Annotated in this window: 10 protein-coding genes and 2 tRNA genes; 3 read left to right on the forward strand and 9 right to left on the reverse strand. The window is 42.3% G+C overall.

The window, feature by feature from the left end; all coding sequences use genetic code 11:
* Nucleotides 1-107: 107 nt before the first annotated feature.
* The 3 genes from mutS to IV512_RS07655 all read left to right on the forward strand — a co-directional run bounded on the left by mutS (nucleotide 108) and on the right by IV512_RS07655 (nucleotide 3,053).
* Entirely contained in the window at nucleotides 108-2,720 is a 2,613-nt protein-coding gene (gene mutS / locus IV512_RS07645) for a DNA mismatch repair protein MutS (RefSeq protein WP_209402107.1), read from the forward strand.
* Between the two features lie 122 nt (nucleotides 2,721-2,842).
* A tRNA-Gly gene (locus IV512_RS07650) sits at nucleotides 2,843-2,915 on the forward strand.
* Between the two features lie 53 nt (nucleotides 2,916-2,968).
* Nucleotides 2,969-3,053 (forward strand) — tRNA-Leu (locus IV512_RS07655).
* Between the two features lie 58 nt (nucleotides 3,054-3,111).
* Here the strand turns inward: IV512_RS07655 and IV512_RS07660 are convergent.
* From IV512_RS07660 to IV512_RS07700, 9 genes are all read right to left on the reverse strand, one after another.
* The gene (locus IV512_RS07660) at nucleotides 3,112-3,687 is read right to left on the reverse strand and encodes a gluconate 2-dehydrogenase subunit 3 family protein (RefSeq protein ID WP_209402108.1); all 576 of its coding nucleotides are present in this window, start codon (nucleotides 3,685-3,687) and stop codon (nucleotides 3,112-3,114) included.
* A 3-nt stretch (nucleotides 3,688-3,690) separates the two neighbouring features.
* Entirely contained in the window at nucleotides 3,691-5,388 is a 1,698-nt protein-coding gene (locus tag IV512_RS07665; protein ID WP_209402109.1) for a GMC oxidoreductase, read from the reverse strand.
* A gap of 12 nt (nucleotides 5,389-5,400) precedes the next feature.
* Nucleotides 5,401-6,243, reverse strand: coding sequence for a sialate O-acetylesterase (locus IV512_RS07670; protein WP_209402110.1), 843 nt, complete (start codon nucleotides 6,241-6,243; stop codon nucleotides 5,401-5,403).
* Nucleotides 6,243-6,917, reverse strand: coding sequence for a GDSL-type esterase/lipase family protein (locus IV512_RS07675; RefSeq protein ID WP_209402111.1), 675 nt, complete (start codon nucleotides 6,915-6,917; stop codon nucleotides 6,243-6,245). The genes IV512_RS07670 and IV512_RS07675 overlap by 1 nt, the downstream gene beginning before the upstream one ends.
* 61 nt (nucleotides 6,918-6,978) lie before the next feature.
* Nucleotides 6,979-8,412 (reverse strand): carbon starvation protein A, encoded by a 1,434-nt coding sequence (locus IV512_RS07680; RefSeq protein ID WP_209402112.1) that lies wholly within the window; start codon nucleotides 8,410-8,412, stop codon nucleotides 6,979-6,981.
* Between the two features lie 12 nt (nucleotides 8,413-8,424).
* Entirely contained in the window at nucleotides 8,425-10,116 is a 1,692-nt protein-coding gene (locus IV512_RS07685) for an FAD-dependent oxidoreductase (RefSeq protein ID WP_209402113.1), read from the reverse strand.
* Between the two features lie 38 nt (nucleotides 10,117-10,154).
* On the reverse strand, nucleotides 10,155-11,684 hold the full coding sequence (locus IV512_RS07690) for an arylsulfatase (protein ID WP_209402114.1): 1,530 nt from the start codon (nucleotides 11,682-11,684) through the stop codon (nucleotides 10,155-10,157).
* A 103-nt stretch (nucleotides 11,685-11,787) separates the two neighbouring features.
* Nucleotides 11,788-13,269, reverse strand: coding sequence for a RagB/SusD family nutrient uptake outer membrane protein (locus IV512_RS07695; RefSeq protein ID WP_209402116.1), 1,482 nt, complete (start codon nucleotides 13,267-13,269; stop codon nucleotides 11,788-11,790).
* 23 nt (nucleotides 13,270-13,292) lie between these two features.
* Nucleotides 13,293-16,538 carry a TonB-dependent receptor gene (locus tag IV512_RS07700; RefSeq protein WP_209402118.1) on the reverse strand — a complete coding sequence of 1,082 codons (3,246 nt, stop codon included), beginning with the start codon at nucleotides 16,536-16,538 and terminating at the stop codon, nucleotides 13,293-13,295.
* Between the last annotated feature and the right edge of the window lie 66 nt (nucleotides 16,539-16,604).

Consider the following 16,604-nt stretch of genomic DNA (forward strand, 5'->3'; position numbering starts at 1 on the left):
GTTATTCCTAAATATCAACAAATGTGGAGTTTCGCTAACAAAATCGATACATTCGTTCTTTTAATTCTACGGGCAAAAATAGGTTAAATTAATCGCTTAAGGCAACTATGAGAAAAGCAAAAAAGGTCACCCCTTTAATGAAACAATACAACAGCATCAAGACTAAATATCCTGATGCGCTGTTACTTTTTCGCGTGGGAGATTTTTATGAGACATTCGGGGAAGATGCCGTAAAAGCCTCAAAAATTCTGGGCATTATACTTACCCATAGAAACAATGGGGGTGACCGTACCGAATTGGCCGGTTTTCCGCACCATTCGCTAAACACCTACTTACCGAAGTTGGTCAAAGCAGGGCAGCGAGTTGCCATTTGCGACCAGTTAGAAGACCCGAAAATGACCAAGACCATCGTTAAACGTGGGGTAACCGAACTGGTGACGCCTGGGGTGGCCATGAACGATGACATCTTAAATGCCAAGGCCAACAACTTTTTATGTGCCGTTCATTTTGGAAGAAAATTATTGGGTGTTTCCTTTGTCGACATTTCTACCGGAGAGTTTTTAACTTCTGAAGGTACCGAAGAGCAAATCGACAAGCTATTACAGAACTTCTCCCCCAATGAGGTTTTGGTGCCTAAAACGCATAAAAAAGAATTTGCCGAACTTTTTGGCAACCAGTTTCACACTTTTCATATGGAAGATTGGGTGTTTCAAGAAGATTACGCCCTAGAAACCCTCACTAATCATTTTAAGACCAATACCTTGAAAGGTTTTGGTGTCGACCATCTCAATCACGGTGTAATCGCATCGGGCGTAGTATTACATTACCTATCGGAAACCCAGCACAGGCAACTTCAACATATAAGTACGTTAAAACGTATTGCCGAAGAAGAATATATCTGGATGGACCGTTTTACAATTCGAAATTTAGAATTGTACCATTCTCCACATCAAAATGCGGTTACCCTTTTGGATATTTTAGACAAGACCATTTCACCTATGGGAGGCAGAATGCTAAAGCGTTGGCTGGCCCTCCCATTAAAAAAAATTGAAAAAGTAAAACGTCGGCACCAAGTTGTTTCCCATTTACTGGAAGAGGAAAGCGTATTGCTCAAACTACAACAGGCCATTAAACAAATGGGAGATCTAGAGCGCTTGATCTCTAAGGTGGCCACCGGAAAAATCAACCCCAAAGAAGTTGTGCAGCTAAAAAATTCATTAGAGGCCATCGTTCCCATTAAGCAGTTGACCGCAAAAAGTTCTTCTGAAGCCCTGCAACTCATTTCAGACCAGTTGCATACCTGTGATATGCTACGCGAACGCATAAAAGAAATGTTAGACGAAGAGGCACCCGTAAACATGTTGAAAGGCAAGACCATTGCCGATGGCTATTCTCAAGAACTTGACGAACTGAGAGAGCTAGCTTTCTCGGGCAAAGATTATTTAGATAAGATGTTGCAAAGGGAGTGTGAACGCACGGGCATCACCTCGCTAAAAATAGCATCGAACAACGTCTTCGGATACTATATAGAAGTAAGAAATACGCACAAGGATAAAGTTCCGCCAGAATGGACACGCAAGCAGACCTTGGTCAATGCCGAGCGCTACATCAACGAAGAATTAAAAGAATACGAAGCGAAAATTTTAGGTGCAGAAGAACGTATTCAAAGTTTGGAACAACAATTATTCTCTCAATTGGTTGTCTGGATGCAGGAATATATTAATCCCGTTCAGAATAACGCCCAACAGATAGCGCAACTCGACTGTCTATGTGGTTTTGCGCAATTGGCCAAGGAAAACAACTATGTGCGACCCCTTGTCGATGAGTCTACCGATATTGAAATTACCAATGGTAGACACCCTGTTATTGAAAAGCAGCTGCCTTTGGGGGAAGAGTATATAGCCAATAATGTGCTGCTCAATCGAGAAGACCAGCAGATTATCATGATTACAGGCCCTAATATGAGTGGTAAGTCGGCCATTCTCCGACAAACGGCCTTAATCGTACTTATGGCGCAAATGGGATCGTTCGTACCTGCAGAAGCCGCTAAAATCGGTTACGTAGACAAAATATTTACACGTGTGGGCGCCAGTGATAATATTTCTATGGGCGAATCTACATTTATGGTAGAAATGAACGAAACGGCATCTATTTTGAACAACCTCAGCGAACGTAGTTTGGTTCTACTCGATGAAATTGGCCGTGGCACCAGTACTTACGATGGTATTTCTATTGCATGGGCCATTAGCGAATACTTGCACGAGCATCCGGCGCGCGCAAAGACTTTATTTGCCACCCATTATCACGAAATCAATGAGATGGCCAATACCTTCGAGCGTATTAAAAATTACAATGTTTCGGTGAAAGAACTTAAAGACAATGTATTGTTTCTTCGAAAATTAACCCCGGGGGGCAGTGAACACAGCTTTGGTATCCATGTTGCCAAAATGGCCGGCATGCCCCAACAGGTAATTCACAAGGCGAACAAAATTTTAAAGAAATTAGAGAAATCGCATAGCAGCGATGAACTAACCGATAAGCTTCAATCTGCCCAAGATGAGATGCAGCTCAGCTTCTTTAACCTAGACGACCCGCTTTTGGAACAGATTAAAGAAGAAATTGTGCATTTAGACATCAACACCCTCACACCGGTCGAAGCCTTGATGAAATTGAACGAAATAAAGCGAATGCTTTCCAAGAAGCAAAAAGCGACCTCTTAAAATCATCAATTTCAATACTTAAGGTTGCCTACTTAAGTTTTAAGCAAATTTTTCTTTGCAATTTATAGAATTGTATTAAATTTGCCTCCGCTAACAAACCAAGTTAGTTTGTTCTTTTAAATGCGAAAATAGCTCAGCTGGTAGAGCGCCACCTTGCCAAGGTGGAGGTCGCGGGTTCGAATCCCGTTTTTCGCTCAAAACTAACGCCGCTTGCCGGCGTTTTTTTATGGTATGCGTTACCAATGCAGGCTCGAGTGGTGGAATTGGTAGACACGTTGGACTTAAAATCCAATGGCCATTATGGCCGTATGGGTTCAAGTCCCATCTCGAGTACAAAAAAACCCTCTTAATCATTAGATTTTGAGGGTTTTTTATTGATATCAATTTATGGTTACCCCAACGGCTTCTGTCCCGGTTTTAAGGGAATACAGCCCGTAAATCCTCCTGGAACGGGATTATAGATCCTGGCCTTGGTCGAACCTATTTCCGAACTAAAATATCCAGACAACGTCAAACTTCTGAAAAGGCTATAAAAATGCTTGTCGGAGGGCAATCCTGCCGCCTTTTGTTGTCCATAGGCAAAAGCCTCGTTATGGTAGTTTCGCAGCAAGAAGATTTTCCTTTCCTTTTCCAAATTGATAAAATCGTTTTTGAACAATTCAAAAGCATCGGCATCCAGCTTATTGATACCCGTTAGCAAAAGAGCCCGGTCATCATCCTTAAGCATATCGGTATACATCATAAAAATATAATCACCTGTGTTTGCCGCTTTTGCACCCGGAACATCTTGGGTAGCCGGTAAAATGGTTTCGGCAACTTCATTAAGTAACGGTATATCTTTCTCGGTGATATTTCCGCGTACCACGGGAGGTGTTGGCTCACAACCCGAAACCAATAAAGCGGGGGCCGTAGTTACCGTGCCCACGGCCAACGAACCTGATAATCTCAAAAAATCTTTTCTTTTCATTTCTTACAGGTTTTGTTTGTTCAGTTCTTTCACGGCGTGGTTAACTGCCCTGGCCGTTAATGCCATATATGTCAATGACGGATTCTGACAGGCGCTTGAAGTCATACACGCGCCATCGGTTACATAAAGATTAGGTGTACCCCAAACTTGATTGTGCTTATTGAGAATCGAGGTTTTAGAATCACGGCCCATCCTGGCCGTTCCCATTTCATGAATATTGAGTCCGAAATTTCGTCTTTCGCCCATATCCCTCACATTTTTAAAACCTAGGGTATCGAGCATTTCCATGGCGGCAACGACCATATCTTTTTGCATGTTGAGTTCATTGGCTTTGTACTCCGCATCAATTTGCAGTAAAGGCACACCCCAAGCGTCCTTTTTATCCTTGCTCAAGGTGACCTTGTTTTCTTTGTAAGGAAGGCATTCACCCATGCCCAGCATGTTCCATTTCCATGGCCCCACCTGCGTTAGATTGTTCATAAGGTCATTACCCATTAAAAAATGTTGTTCGGGCGTACCAGCCGTTCTGAATCCACCACAGGAGTAGGCAAACCCCCTTAAATATTCGTGGCGCTTATCATCTCTAAAGTTCCTGAATCGAGGCAAATAGGTACTCGTAGGTCTTTTTCCTTCATAATATTTGTCCTCAAAACCTTCCCAATCGCCTTGAACTCGGGCATTATAATTGTGGTCCATCAAGTTTTGTCCCAACACCCCACTATCATTGCCCAAACCTTCTGGGTATCGGTCCGAAACAGAATTCATTAAAATCAAGGTTGAATTTAAGGTAGCCGCATTTAAGAAGATAATCTTTGCGTGATACTCACTGAATTCTTTCGTGTTGGCATCTACCACCCGAACCCCTGTTGCTTTACTGGTCACCGGGTCAATTAAAATGGAATGCACCACGGAATGGGTCTTCATCTCTAAATTGCCTGTTTCACGAGCAGCCGGCAAAGTGGCGGAATTGCTGCTAAAATACCCCCCTAGCGGACAACCGCGTTTACACAAATTTCGATGTTGGCAGGGGCCCCTACCCTTTTTTCCTTCGGTTAAGTTGGCTGTGCGCGAAATGACCAAATCTCGATCGGGAAACTTCTTTTTAAGTTCCCCTTTAAAATGGGTCTCAAGGCAATTCATTTCCATAGGTGGCAAAAACTCGCCGTCCGGTATTTGCTCTAATCCGTCTCTATTTCCGCTGATTCCCGCAAATTTTTCTACATAGCTGTACCAAGGCTCTAAATCTTTATAACGAATGGGCCAGTCTACCGCTATTCCTTCCTTGGCATTTGCTTCAAAATCAAGATCGCTCCATCGCTGGGTATGCCGTGCCCACATCAGCGACTTACCGCCTACTTGATACCCTTTGATCCAATCGAACGGTTTTTCCTGCTCATAGGGGTGCTCATCATCTTTGACGAACAAATCTTCGGTAGCTTCCCGAAAGGCATAGCACCTACTTACAATGGGGTTCTCTTCTTTCGTTTTTCTAGGGATTTTGTTTCTATGCGGAAAATCCCATATCGGTGTATTGGCCGTTTTATAGTCCGTAACATGTTCCACCATTCTGCCTCGCTCCAGTACCAAAGTCTTTAGACCTTTTTCAGTGAGTTCTTTGGCAGCCCAGCCACCACTGATTCCCGAGCCAATAACAATGGCATCGTAGGTATTGGCTTTTTTATCCGCTCCGTTAATATTCATATACTTTCTGATTTACTCCAAAATGGAATTCAACTTTTCTCCTAATCGGTTCCCCAATTCAATTTGCCCCGGTGTATTGTAATGCAGGTTATCTTCCCGTTTTGAAATACCTTCAAGACTCACCATTTGAACATTCGGCAAAGCCGTGGTCATCTTTGATTGTGCCGCCATTACCGCTAAAGCGGCAGGGTATCTTTCTGCTGGTGGATTTACCTGCCCGATGATGACCGGAACATTCAGGTTGCCCCCATCTTCTCTAAAACTTTGTATCAAACTTTTAAAACCTTCAAAATACTCTTCACCTGCCTGGGGAAAACGGGCATCGGTCTCGCCTTGAATCCAAAGAAATGCAGCTGGATGAAGTGTTTTACTATCTAGTTGTTTAGGGAGATATTTCAATAAACTGTCATATAGACTCCCAAATTTAGGGTGCCCCATTTCAGCTACCTTTGCAGAATCTTGTTCGGGCAACCAATCGTACAAAGAAGAACCTCCAACGGCATATTTATATAGTACAAAATCTTGCTCCGGATATTTTCGCGTTAACTGTTGCATAATACCCTGTTCCGGACCAAAAGAATGTGCTCCCGGCCGCTTTAATCCAGAACTAAAACCCTGATTGATGTAGGTTATGTTCGGATAGGAAGATGGCAAATCGGTATTGGCTCTATTACCGCCCCCTACCATGTTGCTTTGGCCTGCCAAAACAATCAGTTTTGCTTTTTGATGAAGATTGTTACTATCTGCAATCTCTTCTTTTATATTATTTTTTTTAGCTTCTTTACAAGCCGTAAAAGACAACAAACAACCGATTGCCAACAAAACAAGCCAGCAACTTTTATTTCTCAACTTCATTAATCGTTATTATTTTTCTTCATTACTATTCTCTTTAAAAAAGCCGGATAGGTCTCACCTTCCACCGTTCCTTCGCCCAAGACATCCATACCAAAGGTGATGGAGTCGCCGAAGCAAATTACCTTTCCATTCAATTCTATTTGTTGCTTGTCAAGCGAGACAGCAATTGTTTCCGCAATCAGTTGATACCCTTCTGCCGTGGGGTGCACCCCATCTCGTTTGCCAGAATTCTTTTGGTTCATAAGAAAAACATCCTCATTATGAATAGGTATATTCTTGTTTTGAAATTCTTTAAAAACGTCGACCATATAAACTCCCTCCTTCTTACTGAGCTTTTCCATATAAATCTGCACAGCATATAGCTTTTTCATGGGTTTATCTTTGAAGTTAGCTTCCCCATGTCTTTCAAAAAGATAAATCGGGTCTACCGTCGGCGGACTGATCAAAATAACAGTAGCCCCTTGCTCTTGCAATTTGTTCACAATAGTTTTTAAATTCTCTTCATAATCATTGTAGGAAACAAATTTGTTAGAATTCAACATATCATTGGTGCCGACCATGAGCAACACCCAATCTGGGCCTAAATCAATCACTTCAGGTAAGCGATCCAATAAATCTTGTGTATTATTGCCGGAAATACCAGCATTGAAAAATTCTAAATGTTGTGCGTTCATAGCGCTAGAAAAAAGGAGTGAGAACGTAACTAATAAGAACAAAGGCAACTTCATACTTTGGTCATGCTATTTGCACCTTACCCTTAGAGACATACCAACCGAAAAGCCCCATCACCGAAAGAGTTATTAGAGCTCCGCCCCAATAGGCATACGTACTGTTTAATGAAAAACCCTCTGGAGCTATTAAAATATAGGTCGTGCAGACCATCGTCATAAAAATTGCCGGCACAAGGGATACGATGTATAATTTTTTATGAAAAATCAGATAGGCCGTAATCGTCCAAAGTACCACTGCCGCCAGGGTTTGATTGCTCCACGCGAAATACCTCCAAATAATACCGAAATTAACCTGCGTCAGGGCAAAGGCAATGACAAAAAGAGGAAGGCTTATATAAAAACGTTTCAGGTACTTCTTTTGGTCTAACTTTAGTATATCGGCCAAAATCAATCGACATGACCGAAAAGCAGTATCACCTGAAGTAATAGGCGCCGCGATAATGCCCAAAACTGCAAGCACACCACCCACGGGCCCCAACATACTTAGGGTAATCTCGTTGGCGGCCCAGGCAGCATTATCGTTATTTGCCATCATGGTAGAATTGAGCGCAGCCACATCACCAAAACACACCATTGCCGCTGCCGCCCAAATCAGGGCTACAACACCTTCGGTAATCATGGTTCCCGTAAAAATAACCCTGCCGTTGCTTTCATTTCTCATACAACGTGCCATTAAAGGGGATTGAGTCGCATGAAAACCGGAAATGGCACCACAGGCAATAGTTACAAAGAGCACAGGAAATATGGGGGTTTCACTTGGATTGGAGGTCATATTCCGTAAATTACCCAGAGTAAGTTCGGGAATAACATAATCGCCTGTCAACAGCACTACAAATAAGCCCAAGGCCATAATTAACATCGCCAACCCAAATATAGGATACAATTTGCCTATCAGTTTATCTATTGGTAACAAGGTCGATAAAAAATAGTACACTAAAATCAGCAATACCCAAAAGGATACCCCCAAGCTTTGCTCGGTCAAGCCTTCGATTATTTTAGCGGGACCAACGAGAAATACCGTACCCACGAAGATGAGCAGCACAATGGTGAAAACTCGCATTAATTGTTTCACTCTAGGCCCTAAATAGATACCCACCACCTCGCTTATGCTAAGTCCGTTATGTCTTACCGAAAGCATACCTGAAAAATAATCGTGGGTCGCCCCGGCAAAGATGCTACCCAATACAATCCACAAAAAAGCGGATGGCCCGAACATCGCTCCGGCAATGGCCCCAAATATGGGCCCCAAACCTGCAATGTTCAAGAATTGAATCATAAAAACCTTCCAAGTCGGCAACGGGGTATAGTCTACATCGTCCCTTAATTTATAAGCAGGGGTTTCCTGATTTTTATCGATACCCAATACTTTTTCCAAGAAGACACCGTAGGTTAAATATCCTATCACCAAAACAACTATGGAAAGTAAAAATGAAATCATATACTTCTTGTACTATTTTTCCTTTTTCTCGGGAGTCGCTAAACGTTGCCCCTCTTTCAATAATTCGGTCTCTAAATCAGAATACGCTACCTCTTGCACCGCCTTTTTCTGATCAATGGAGAGCCCGGCCAATGCAGCAGCACTCTGACCCAAAATCATGAATACCGGTTCCATACGAATAGAGCCAAATGCAATATGAGAGCTTGATACAGCTACCGGAACAATTAAATTAGTTACTTCTTGCTTTTTGGGCAAGATGGTACCCAAAGCAATTTTATACGGTTCTTCGGCGTGTACCCCAATATCACCCTCGTTTTGAACATAACCCTCAGGCGTAATGTAACGTTGAGTGTTATGGGAGTCCATAGTATAAGAACCCATTCCGATAGAATTGGGCACTTCGCGCTTTCCTAAGATATCGTTTTCTGTCATTACATACTCCCCGATCATTCTTCTTGCCTCTCGAACATAGATTTGGTGCGGCCAGTTTCCATTATCCTTAAATTCATCTTTGGCCAAGCCCCACTGCTTGAATTCATTTTGCACCTTTTCCGGAATTCGTGAATCCGTAGCTACAAAATACATCAATCCTTTTTGGTAGTTCTCGTGGTCTTTGATTATTTCAGCACGTCTTTCATAACTTGCCTCTGGATAGTCGTAGTTCATTCCGATATAATCCGTACTAAAAGGTCCGTGATTGTTGGTATCGGTTTTTAGGTTTGGTATAGGGTCGAACTTGTTGAAAGTCTGATCCCAACCCGCTTCGTACACACGAGCCAATAGCTCGTAATTTTCTGGATTATAGCCCTCAGGCTTTTCAAAGGGCACTCGGTTCTCTTCCTCTTTGGTCAAGCACATACGAAAATTGTATGCCTGAACTCTTTTATCAGCTTCCCATCTTTTTCCAGGATACTCGGTAGAAACCCCTGGCACTACCCCACTGGTACTATCGCCAGGAATTTTATATGGACTGATGTTCATTTCACCAAAATGGTGCTGATGGTGCAAAACCCCGACTTGAACTCCGTTCCACTCTTCGTCATAGGTATCGCCAGCTTCTCGACCAACCGTATAGGTTACGTCAGCGGCAGCCATAAGATCACCCTCGTAAGTGGCGTCAATAAACACCTTTGCTTCAAACTTTTTGCCCGATAGCGTTTCTATAGATGTAATCTTACCATCTGTCAAGGCTACCCCGTTAGACCTATCCAATAATTCTTCTCGAAATACGATAATCTCGTTTTCTGAAATAAAATCTTCAAATACCTGCTCGGCCACGTGCGGTTCAAAGATCCACATGGTTCTATTCGCGCCATCAATGGCAGGCGTACCTTGACCTTCGTTGCCGTATTCTTCCTTTTTCTGCCACCTCCACGTGGCATCTTTTTGGTAATACTGATATATTTTTTGGTAAAACTCACGGGCAAGTCCGCCAATTACTTCTTTATTACCCGTATCGGTATAACCCAATCCTGAAGAAGAAAGCCCTCCCAAATGTTTGTCGGGTGAAACCAGAATAACCGATTTTCCCATTTTCTTGGCTTGAACAGCCGTAGTCACCGCAGCGGAAGTACCCCCATAAACGATAACATCTGCCGTATGCAGATTCTCATCAACAACGGCTTTCTCCTCTTTACAGGCTATCAAAAGAAACCCTGTCAGCATGAGACAGGCAAGTATTTTGGTATGTTTAAATATTTTCATGGTATATTATTTTCACCCAAAAAGAGGGTGCTAGTTAGTTAAAGGTACTGTTCTAATTCGTCATGTAATTCGGCTACTCTTTCCGGATGTTTTTTCGCTACATTCGACAACTCTTGAGGATCTTCCCTTAAATTATAAAGTTCATAGAAATAACCGTTGATCGCCTCATCAGATGTGTCTCGCAATACAATAAGTTTCCAATCACCTTTTCGATAACCAAATACATTATTACCCGATTGAATAACTACGGATTCTCTACCTCCTTTTTCTCCTTTCAATGCTGCGAAATGGTTCTCACCATCCATTTTCATCCCTTCAGGAAAATCGAATTGCAACATTGAACCGAGACTAGGCAAAATATCATTCAATGCAAAAATTGCCTCGCTCTTAACGCCTTCTGGAAAATGCCCAGGCCATCTGGCGATGAAAGGGGTTCTTACGCCACCTTCCCAGCCTGTTCTTTTCCATCCCCTTAATTCTCCATTAGGAAAATGTTTATCGGCAGCATTTGTGGTATGTGGATAGCTATCACCGATGGTATCTTTATAATGACCGGGAACCCTGTTATTGTCATCCGAAGCCTTCATTTTGTTATCAGTTTCCCGAAATACCGAGCCGTTGTCACTGGCAAATAGAACGATGGTATTCTCTTTTAACCCTTTTTCCTCCAGCTCATTTAAAAGTTTACCGATGTAATGGTCCAATTCATGTACATAATCGCCGTATGTACCGGCCTCTGTTTTTCCTAAAAATGGTGCGCTTACAGTTAATGGAACATGTGGCACGTAAGGCGCATAGTACAGAAAAAATGGCTCCTTTTCTTTCTTGGCGTTCTCTGAGATAAAATCGAGCGACCTATTGGTGATTTCACTTAGAAAACCATCCATAGGAATGGGCTTTAACTTATCAGAACCAGGGGCTTCTTCCACTGTGTAATAATCATGTTCTAAATAAGCGGCGACCCTATTATTTTCGAAAACCCAACATTCACTGGCACAACTAAAGCCATACCATTGGTCAAAACCATGGTCTGTAGGGCCATCGGTAACCGGTTTAGAAAAATCGAGATTGGCCCCATTATTTACAGCATAGAATTTTCCATAGCCCATTGGTTTTTCACCGTCCAGAGTTGGAAAGGTAGTTCCTAAATGCCATTTTCCAAATCCGCCCGTTCGGTAACCGGATTGTTGGAACATTTCTGCCAAGGTCACCATATCAGCATCGATCATAGAGGGTTCGTAATTACGCATTACCCCATGTTTGTTCCAGCTTCGCCAAGGGTAAACCCCTGTCATTAATGCAAATCTAGATGGCGAACAAACCGATACGGGACAATAGGCGTTCTCTAGCATCATTCCTTCTTTGGCCAATTGGTCTAAATTGGGAGTAGGTATTTTAGAATCGGGATTATATGCCCCAATATCGCCATACCCCAAATCATCGGCCAGAATTATCAGCACGTTTGGTTTTGTAGGTAGCACCTCTTCTTGCTTCTTGCAGGCTATAAACAAGAGAAAGGAAAAAGCTAATGGTAAGATTTTAGATTTTGGTAGTTGGAATTTTATCATTCTAAGTTTTCAGATAATTGAACTAATATCGATTTGTAAAATGAACCAGGCCGCCAACAAACGACCTGGTACAAAAACTAACATCAACTAACAATTTTCACAATTAATACCCAGGGTTCTGATCACCAGGACCCATGGCCGGATTATTGTTTATTTCGTCAACCGGTAATGGTAACAGTAGTGAAACATCGCTCCAGGTTTTTCCGGTGGCTTCTACGAATTCTTGTGCCCTACCCGTTCTTAAAAGGTCGTTCCAACGTTTCATCTCCAAATTCATTTCGTAAACCCTTTCGTTCAACACCGTATTTTTAAAATCAGTAGCTGACATACCAATGGGGTAGTCTTCTGCCGAAGCGGCATTTAACGGCAACCCATATCCTCTTCTACGAACGATATTCAATCTTTCGGTGGCAAGGGGAGTCGGTGCACCATTGGCCTCAGCTGTAGCTTCGGCATAAATAAGGTACATTTCCGGAAGTCTATAAAAAGGTATGTTATTTCGACTCTGTGGCCCACTGGCGGCACCCGGATCTCTATATTTATGGAATAGCAACGGAGAATCTTCAGGTAACGGTTGCAGCACTCCATCTTCATCGAGGTACTCCGTATATAAACTGAACTGTCTTCTCAAATCATTAGTGTCCCAAGATCCTAATATGGAATTCTCTACCGGCAACCAAGCGTGAAAACCACCTATGGAAAAACCGGTATTTGCTCTATGTATAAACCTGGGCACATCCATACCATTGGTCTCTGAATAGTGGGCAGAAAAAATATCCTCTGAATGGGTTACCACTTCAGGCCCGTATATGTTTAGAAAATCGTCTGCCACCTCTACCTCTACCAATGCATACGGGCCGTTTACAATTATGTCATCGGCCGTATCTGCTGCCAATTGCCAATTTTCGGTATCTAAATACGCATCGGCAAGTGCGGCTTTGGCCGTCCAAGAAGTTGCACGACCTGCGTCGGCATCGGCAAAACTATCTGCCAAATCAGGGATGACGGCATTCAGTTCACTAATGATAAATTCCCACGTATCTTGAGTCGTAGCTCTGGGAGCAGGTATTTGATCTAAGCTAACAAATTCCTCTGTTCTCAAAGGTACTCCACCCCAATATTTCACCAAGTTCATATAAAAGAAGGCTCTTAAAAAACGGGCTTCGGCCACGTATTGGTCACGAAGATCCTCTTTCATATCTTCAATTTGGGCCACATTAGAAATCACTGAATTCGCTCGGTTAATGCCTAGGTAAATATCATTGTAGGCTGCGAAAACACGCTCTTGACTCGTATTGTCTAAAGGTCCGTCATAAATACTAAATCCAGCTTGACTACCACGCCCATTAGAATATTCAGCTCTATTCTCAAGGGTCGCCATAAAATAGGTCACTGGAAAGTACCGCTCACCCCCAGAACGAAATGTGCCATAAACAGCGGCTAAAGCCGAGAATGCATCCGTTTCATTTTTATAAAAATTCTCTTTGACCAAAAGACTTTCGGGCTCTTCAACCAATGCTTCTTCACATGCCGTGAAAAACAGACCGAAGATAAGGCCGCTCATTACTATTATATTGTTTTTCATCTCATTAAATTATTAAGTAAAAATCAAAGCTTCAGGTTCATACCAAGTGTAATCGTTCTCGAACTTGGGTATGAGGTCTGTGCAATACCAATTCTTAAATCTCCCGTACCCCCTCTAGTATTCACATCTGGGTCTAGACCCGGGAAATCGGTAACCGTGAAAACATTTTGAGCACTTAAATAAACCTGTAAGCCGGCCAATGCGGGCTTTATACTTTGTACAGGAATGTTATATGCAAGTTTCACATTCTTTAAACGCAGGTAAGAAGCATCTTTAACGAACCTGTCAGAAGTTCTCAATTGTGCCCTGTTCTCACTAGGTGCAGGATAAGCCGCATCAGTGTTTTGGGGTGTCCAATAATCATTATAAACATCAACAATTTGATTGCCCCCTGTACTGAACGAGTTGGCTATATATCCGCCGGTTGCCCAAAAAAGCTCATTCCCTTCAGAACCTTCGAAGAAAAGATTCAAGCTCAACGACTTATAGTTAAGCGTCGTATTCAAAGCGTAGATAAAGTCTGGATACGGCTCACCAAGCACGGTTTGGTCTTCGTTGGTCACCTCACCATCATTGTTCAAATCTTTATACTGAATTACACCTTGGTCATCATAACTATCTTCAAGAAAGCCATAAAAAATACCTAAGGGCTCTCCCTCACGTGCAATGTTCACGGGAGAGTTAAAAGGTATGTCCAAAGAACCTCCGAAAATATCTTCGCCAATGGTAATTACTTCATTTTTATTGAAGGATAACTGTCCATTAATATCCCATGTAAAATCTTCTTTCCCGATGGTCACACCAGCACTGAACTCCATACCCGAGTTCTCAATTTCACCTAGGTTTGTCACCAATGAAGTAAAACCCGTAGATCCAGGAAGCGGTATAATCGCTAAGAGATCCTTCGTATTTTTCTTGTAATAGTCAATTGTAAAACGATACTTGCCATTTAAGAAAGAGGCATCGATACCGGTGCCCAATTGCGCCGTTGTTTCCCATTTCAAATCGGGATTAGGAGCCGATACGTTCGCAAAACCTACAACATCGGAGTTACCGAAAGTGGTTCTAGCTTCTCCTAAAGTATTCAATGATTGATATGGATTGATGGCCGTACTACCGGTTTCCCCATACCCAACACGAAGTTTAAGGTCTGAAAGTGCTTCCCAGTTCGACAAAAACTCTTCGTTGCTCAACCTCCAGGCAAATGACCCAGATGAGAAAACACCCCACTTATTGTTTTCGCCAAAACGAGAAGATCCATCGGCCCTTACACTGGCAGTGAATAGGTATTTGTTATTTAAACTATAATTGACCCTTCCTAACCAAGAAAACAATTTCCAGTCACTTACGTCACTTGAATTCGGCAATGTACTCTCTGCCGTACCCAAAGCGTTATCCTCTAAAATATCGGTAGAAAAACCGGTCGCACTAGACCCATTCGTTTTCCCTCTAAACGTCTGTACCGTAAAACCGGCAACAGCAGATAACTTATCGTCTTCACCTACAGTCGTATCGTAAGACAAGGTGTTTTCGTTCAAATAAGAAATACCCCTAAACATATCGAAACTAGCGGAACCTTGAGGGGTTCTTTTCACTAAAAGAGACGGAGAATAAAAATTACGCTCTCTAAACTCTTGTTCGGTACCCCCGAGAACTTTCAATTTCAATCGGTTGGCAAGTTCAAACTCTACCGCAATATTCCCTAAAATTTTTGAAGTCAACGCTTGGTCCTTCACCTCGGTATATAGTAATGGATTACTTATAGAAACCGGACTAAAATCATAGAAGTCGATTTCGTTATAATTTCCTTCGGCATCAAAAGGTGAAACGGTCGGTGGCGCCTGAAGTGACGCAGACCAAATATTATTGCCTGAGTTTCCGTTGTTCACATTTGCCCTATCGATTTTAGACCTGGTCAGTACGGTATTTGCGCTTAAACGGATCCAATCATTGACCTGATTATCTAAAGACAAGCGTATTGAACCTCTTCGCTGACCTGTGTTCAAAATGATACCCTCTTGCTCAAAAATATTGGCTGAAGCCGAATAGGATGAGTTTTCGCTACCTCCGGAGAATGTCAACGTATGACTTTGAATTGGTGCAGACCTGAAAATTTCGTCTTGCCAATCAGTCTCTACATTGGGCAAATTGTTTAAATCAAAAGGTTCTGACAAACCTTCGTTAACCGCAGCAACATTCGCTAATTCGGCAAACTGACGTGAATTAAGCAGGTCGTAGGTGTTTATGACGTTCTGAATGCCATAATAGCTTTGTAAATCGACTACACCACGCTGCCCTTTCTTACCTTTTTTGGTCGTAATCATTACCACCCCATTGGCACCTCGAGATCCATAAATTGCAGTTGCCGAGGCATCTTTTAAAATATCGATGGTTTCAATATCGGACGGGTTTAAAAATTCAATACCTCCTGTAATAGGAAAACCATCTACTACATAAAGTGGATTGTTATCACCTAAATAGGAGTTACCGCCCCTAATTTGAATTTGAACCGAAGAACCTGGCTGACCAGAATTTTGGGTCACACGAACCCCAGCAGACCTACCTTTTAGAGCTTGCTGTACATCTGTAGTTGGCAGGGCAGTAATTTCTTCGGCGTCTACCGTAGAAACAGAGCCCGTGAGGTCACTTCTATTTACTGAACCGTAACCTACAACGACAACTTCTTCGAGACCTTGAGCGCTTTCTTTTAAGGTAACATTGATTTCGGTAGAATCACCCACCAATACCTCTTGTGTTTCAAAACCCAGGTAACTAAAGACCAAAACAGCTTCTCTACCGTTAGTACTTATCGCATAGTTACCGTCAAAATCAGATATCTGACCATTCGAAGTGCTCTTTTCGACAATATTGACCCCTGCCAAGGGCAAGCCTTGCGAATCGACTACTGTACCGGTTACCTGTACCTCTTGAGGGGGCGAAAGATTGCCCGTATCAGAAAACTTATCGACCTTACTTGGTAAGAGCAATATTTTTTTTCGATAGATTTCATATTCAATATTAGAATTTTGCCCGAACAATTCGTTCAAAACCCTCTTTATTTCCCCATTGCGTACACGTAAGCTTAAAACCCTTTCGGTATTGACAGTTTCAATATTGAAAATAAACTTGAAGTCTGTGCTGGCTTCAATTTCATCAATTACCCTTAATAAGGTTACATTCTCCAAATCAAGTGTAATTTTGTTTTGGGAATAAGTGGTCTTGGCATGCATCGCAATTGACACCGTAATGAGTAATAGCGATAGTTTCATCTTAATTTTGAATTTGCAAAATCTAGGTTCTGCGGAATTCAACCGTTTTTTCATAATTTTGAGTAT

This window comes from Pseudozobellia sp. WGM2 (genome assembly GCF_017810075.1).
Lineage (GTDB): Bacteria > Bacteroidota > Bacteroidia > Flavobacteriales > Flavobacteriaceae > JADNYK01.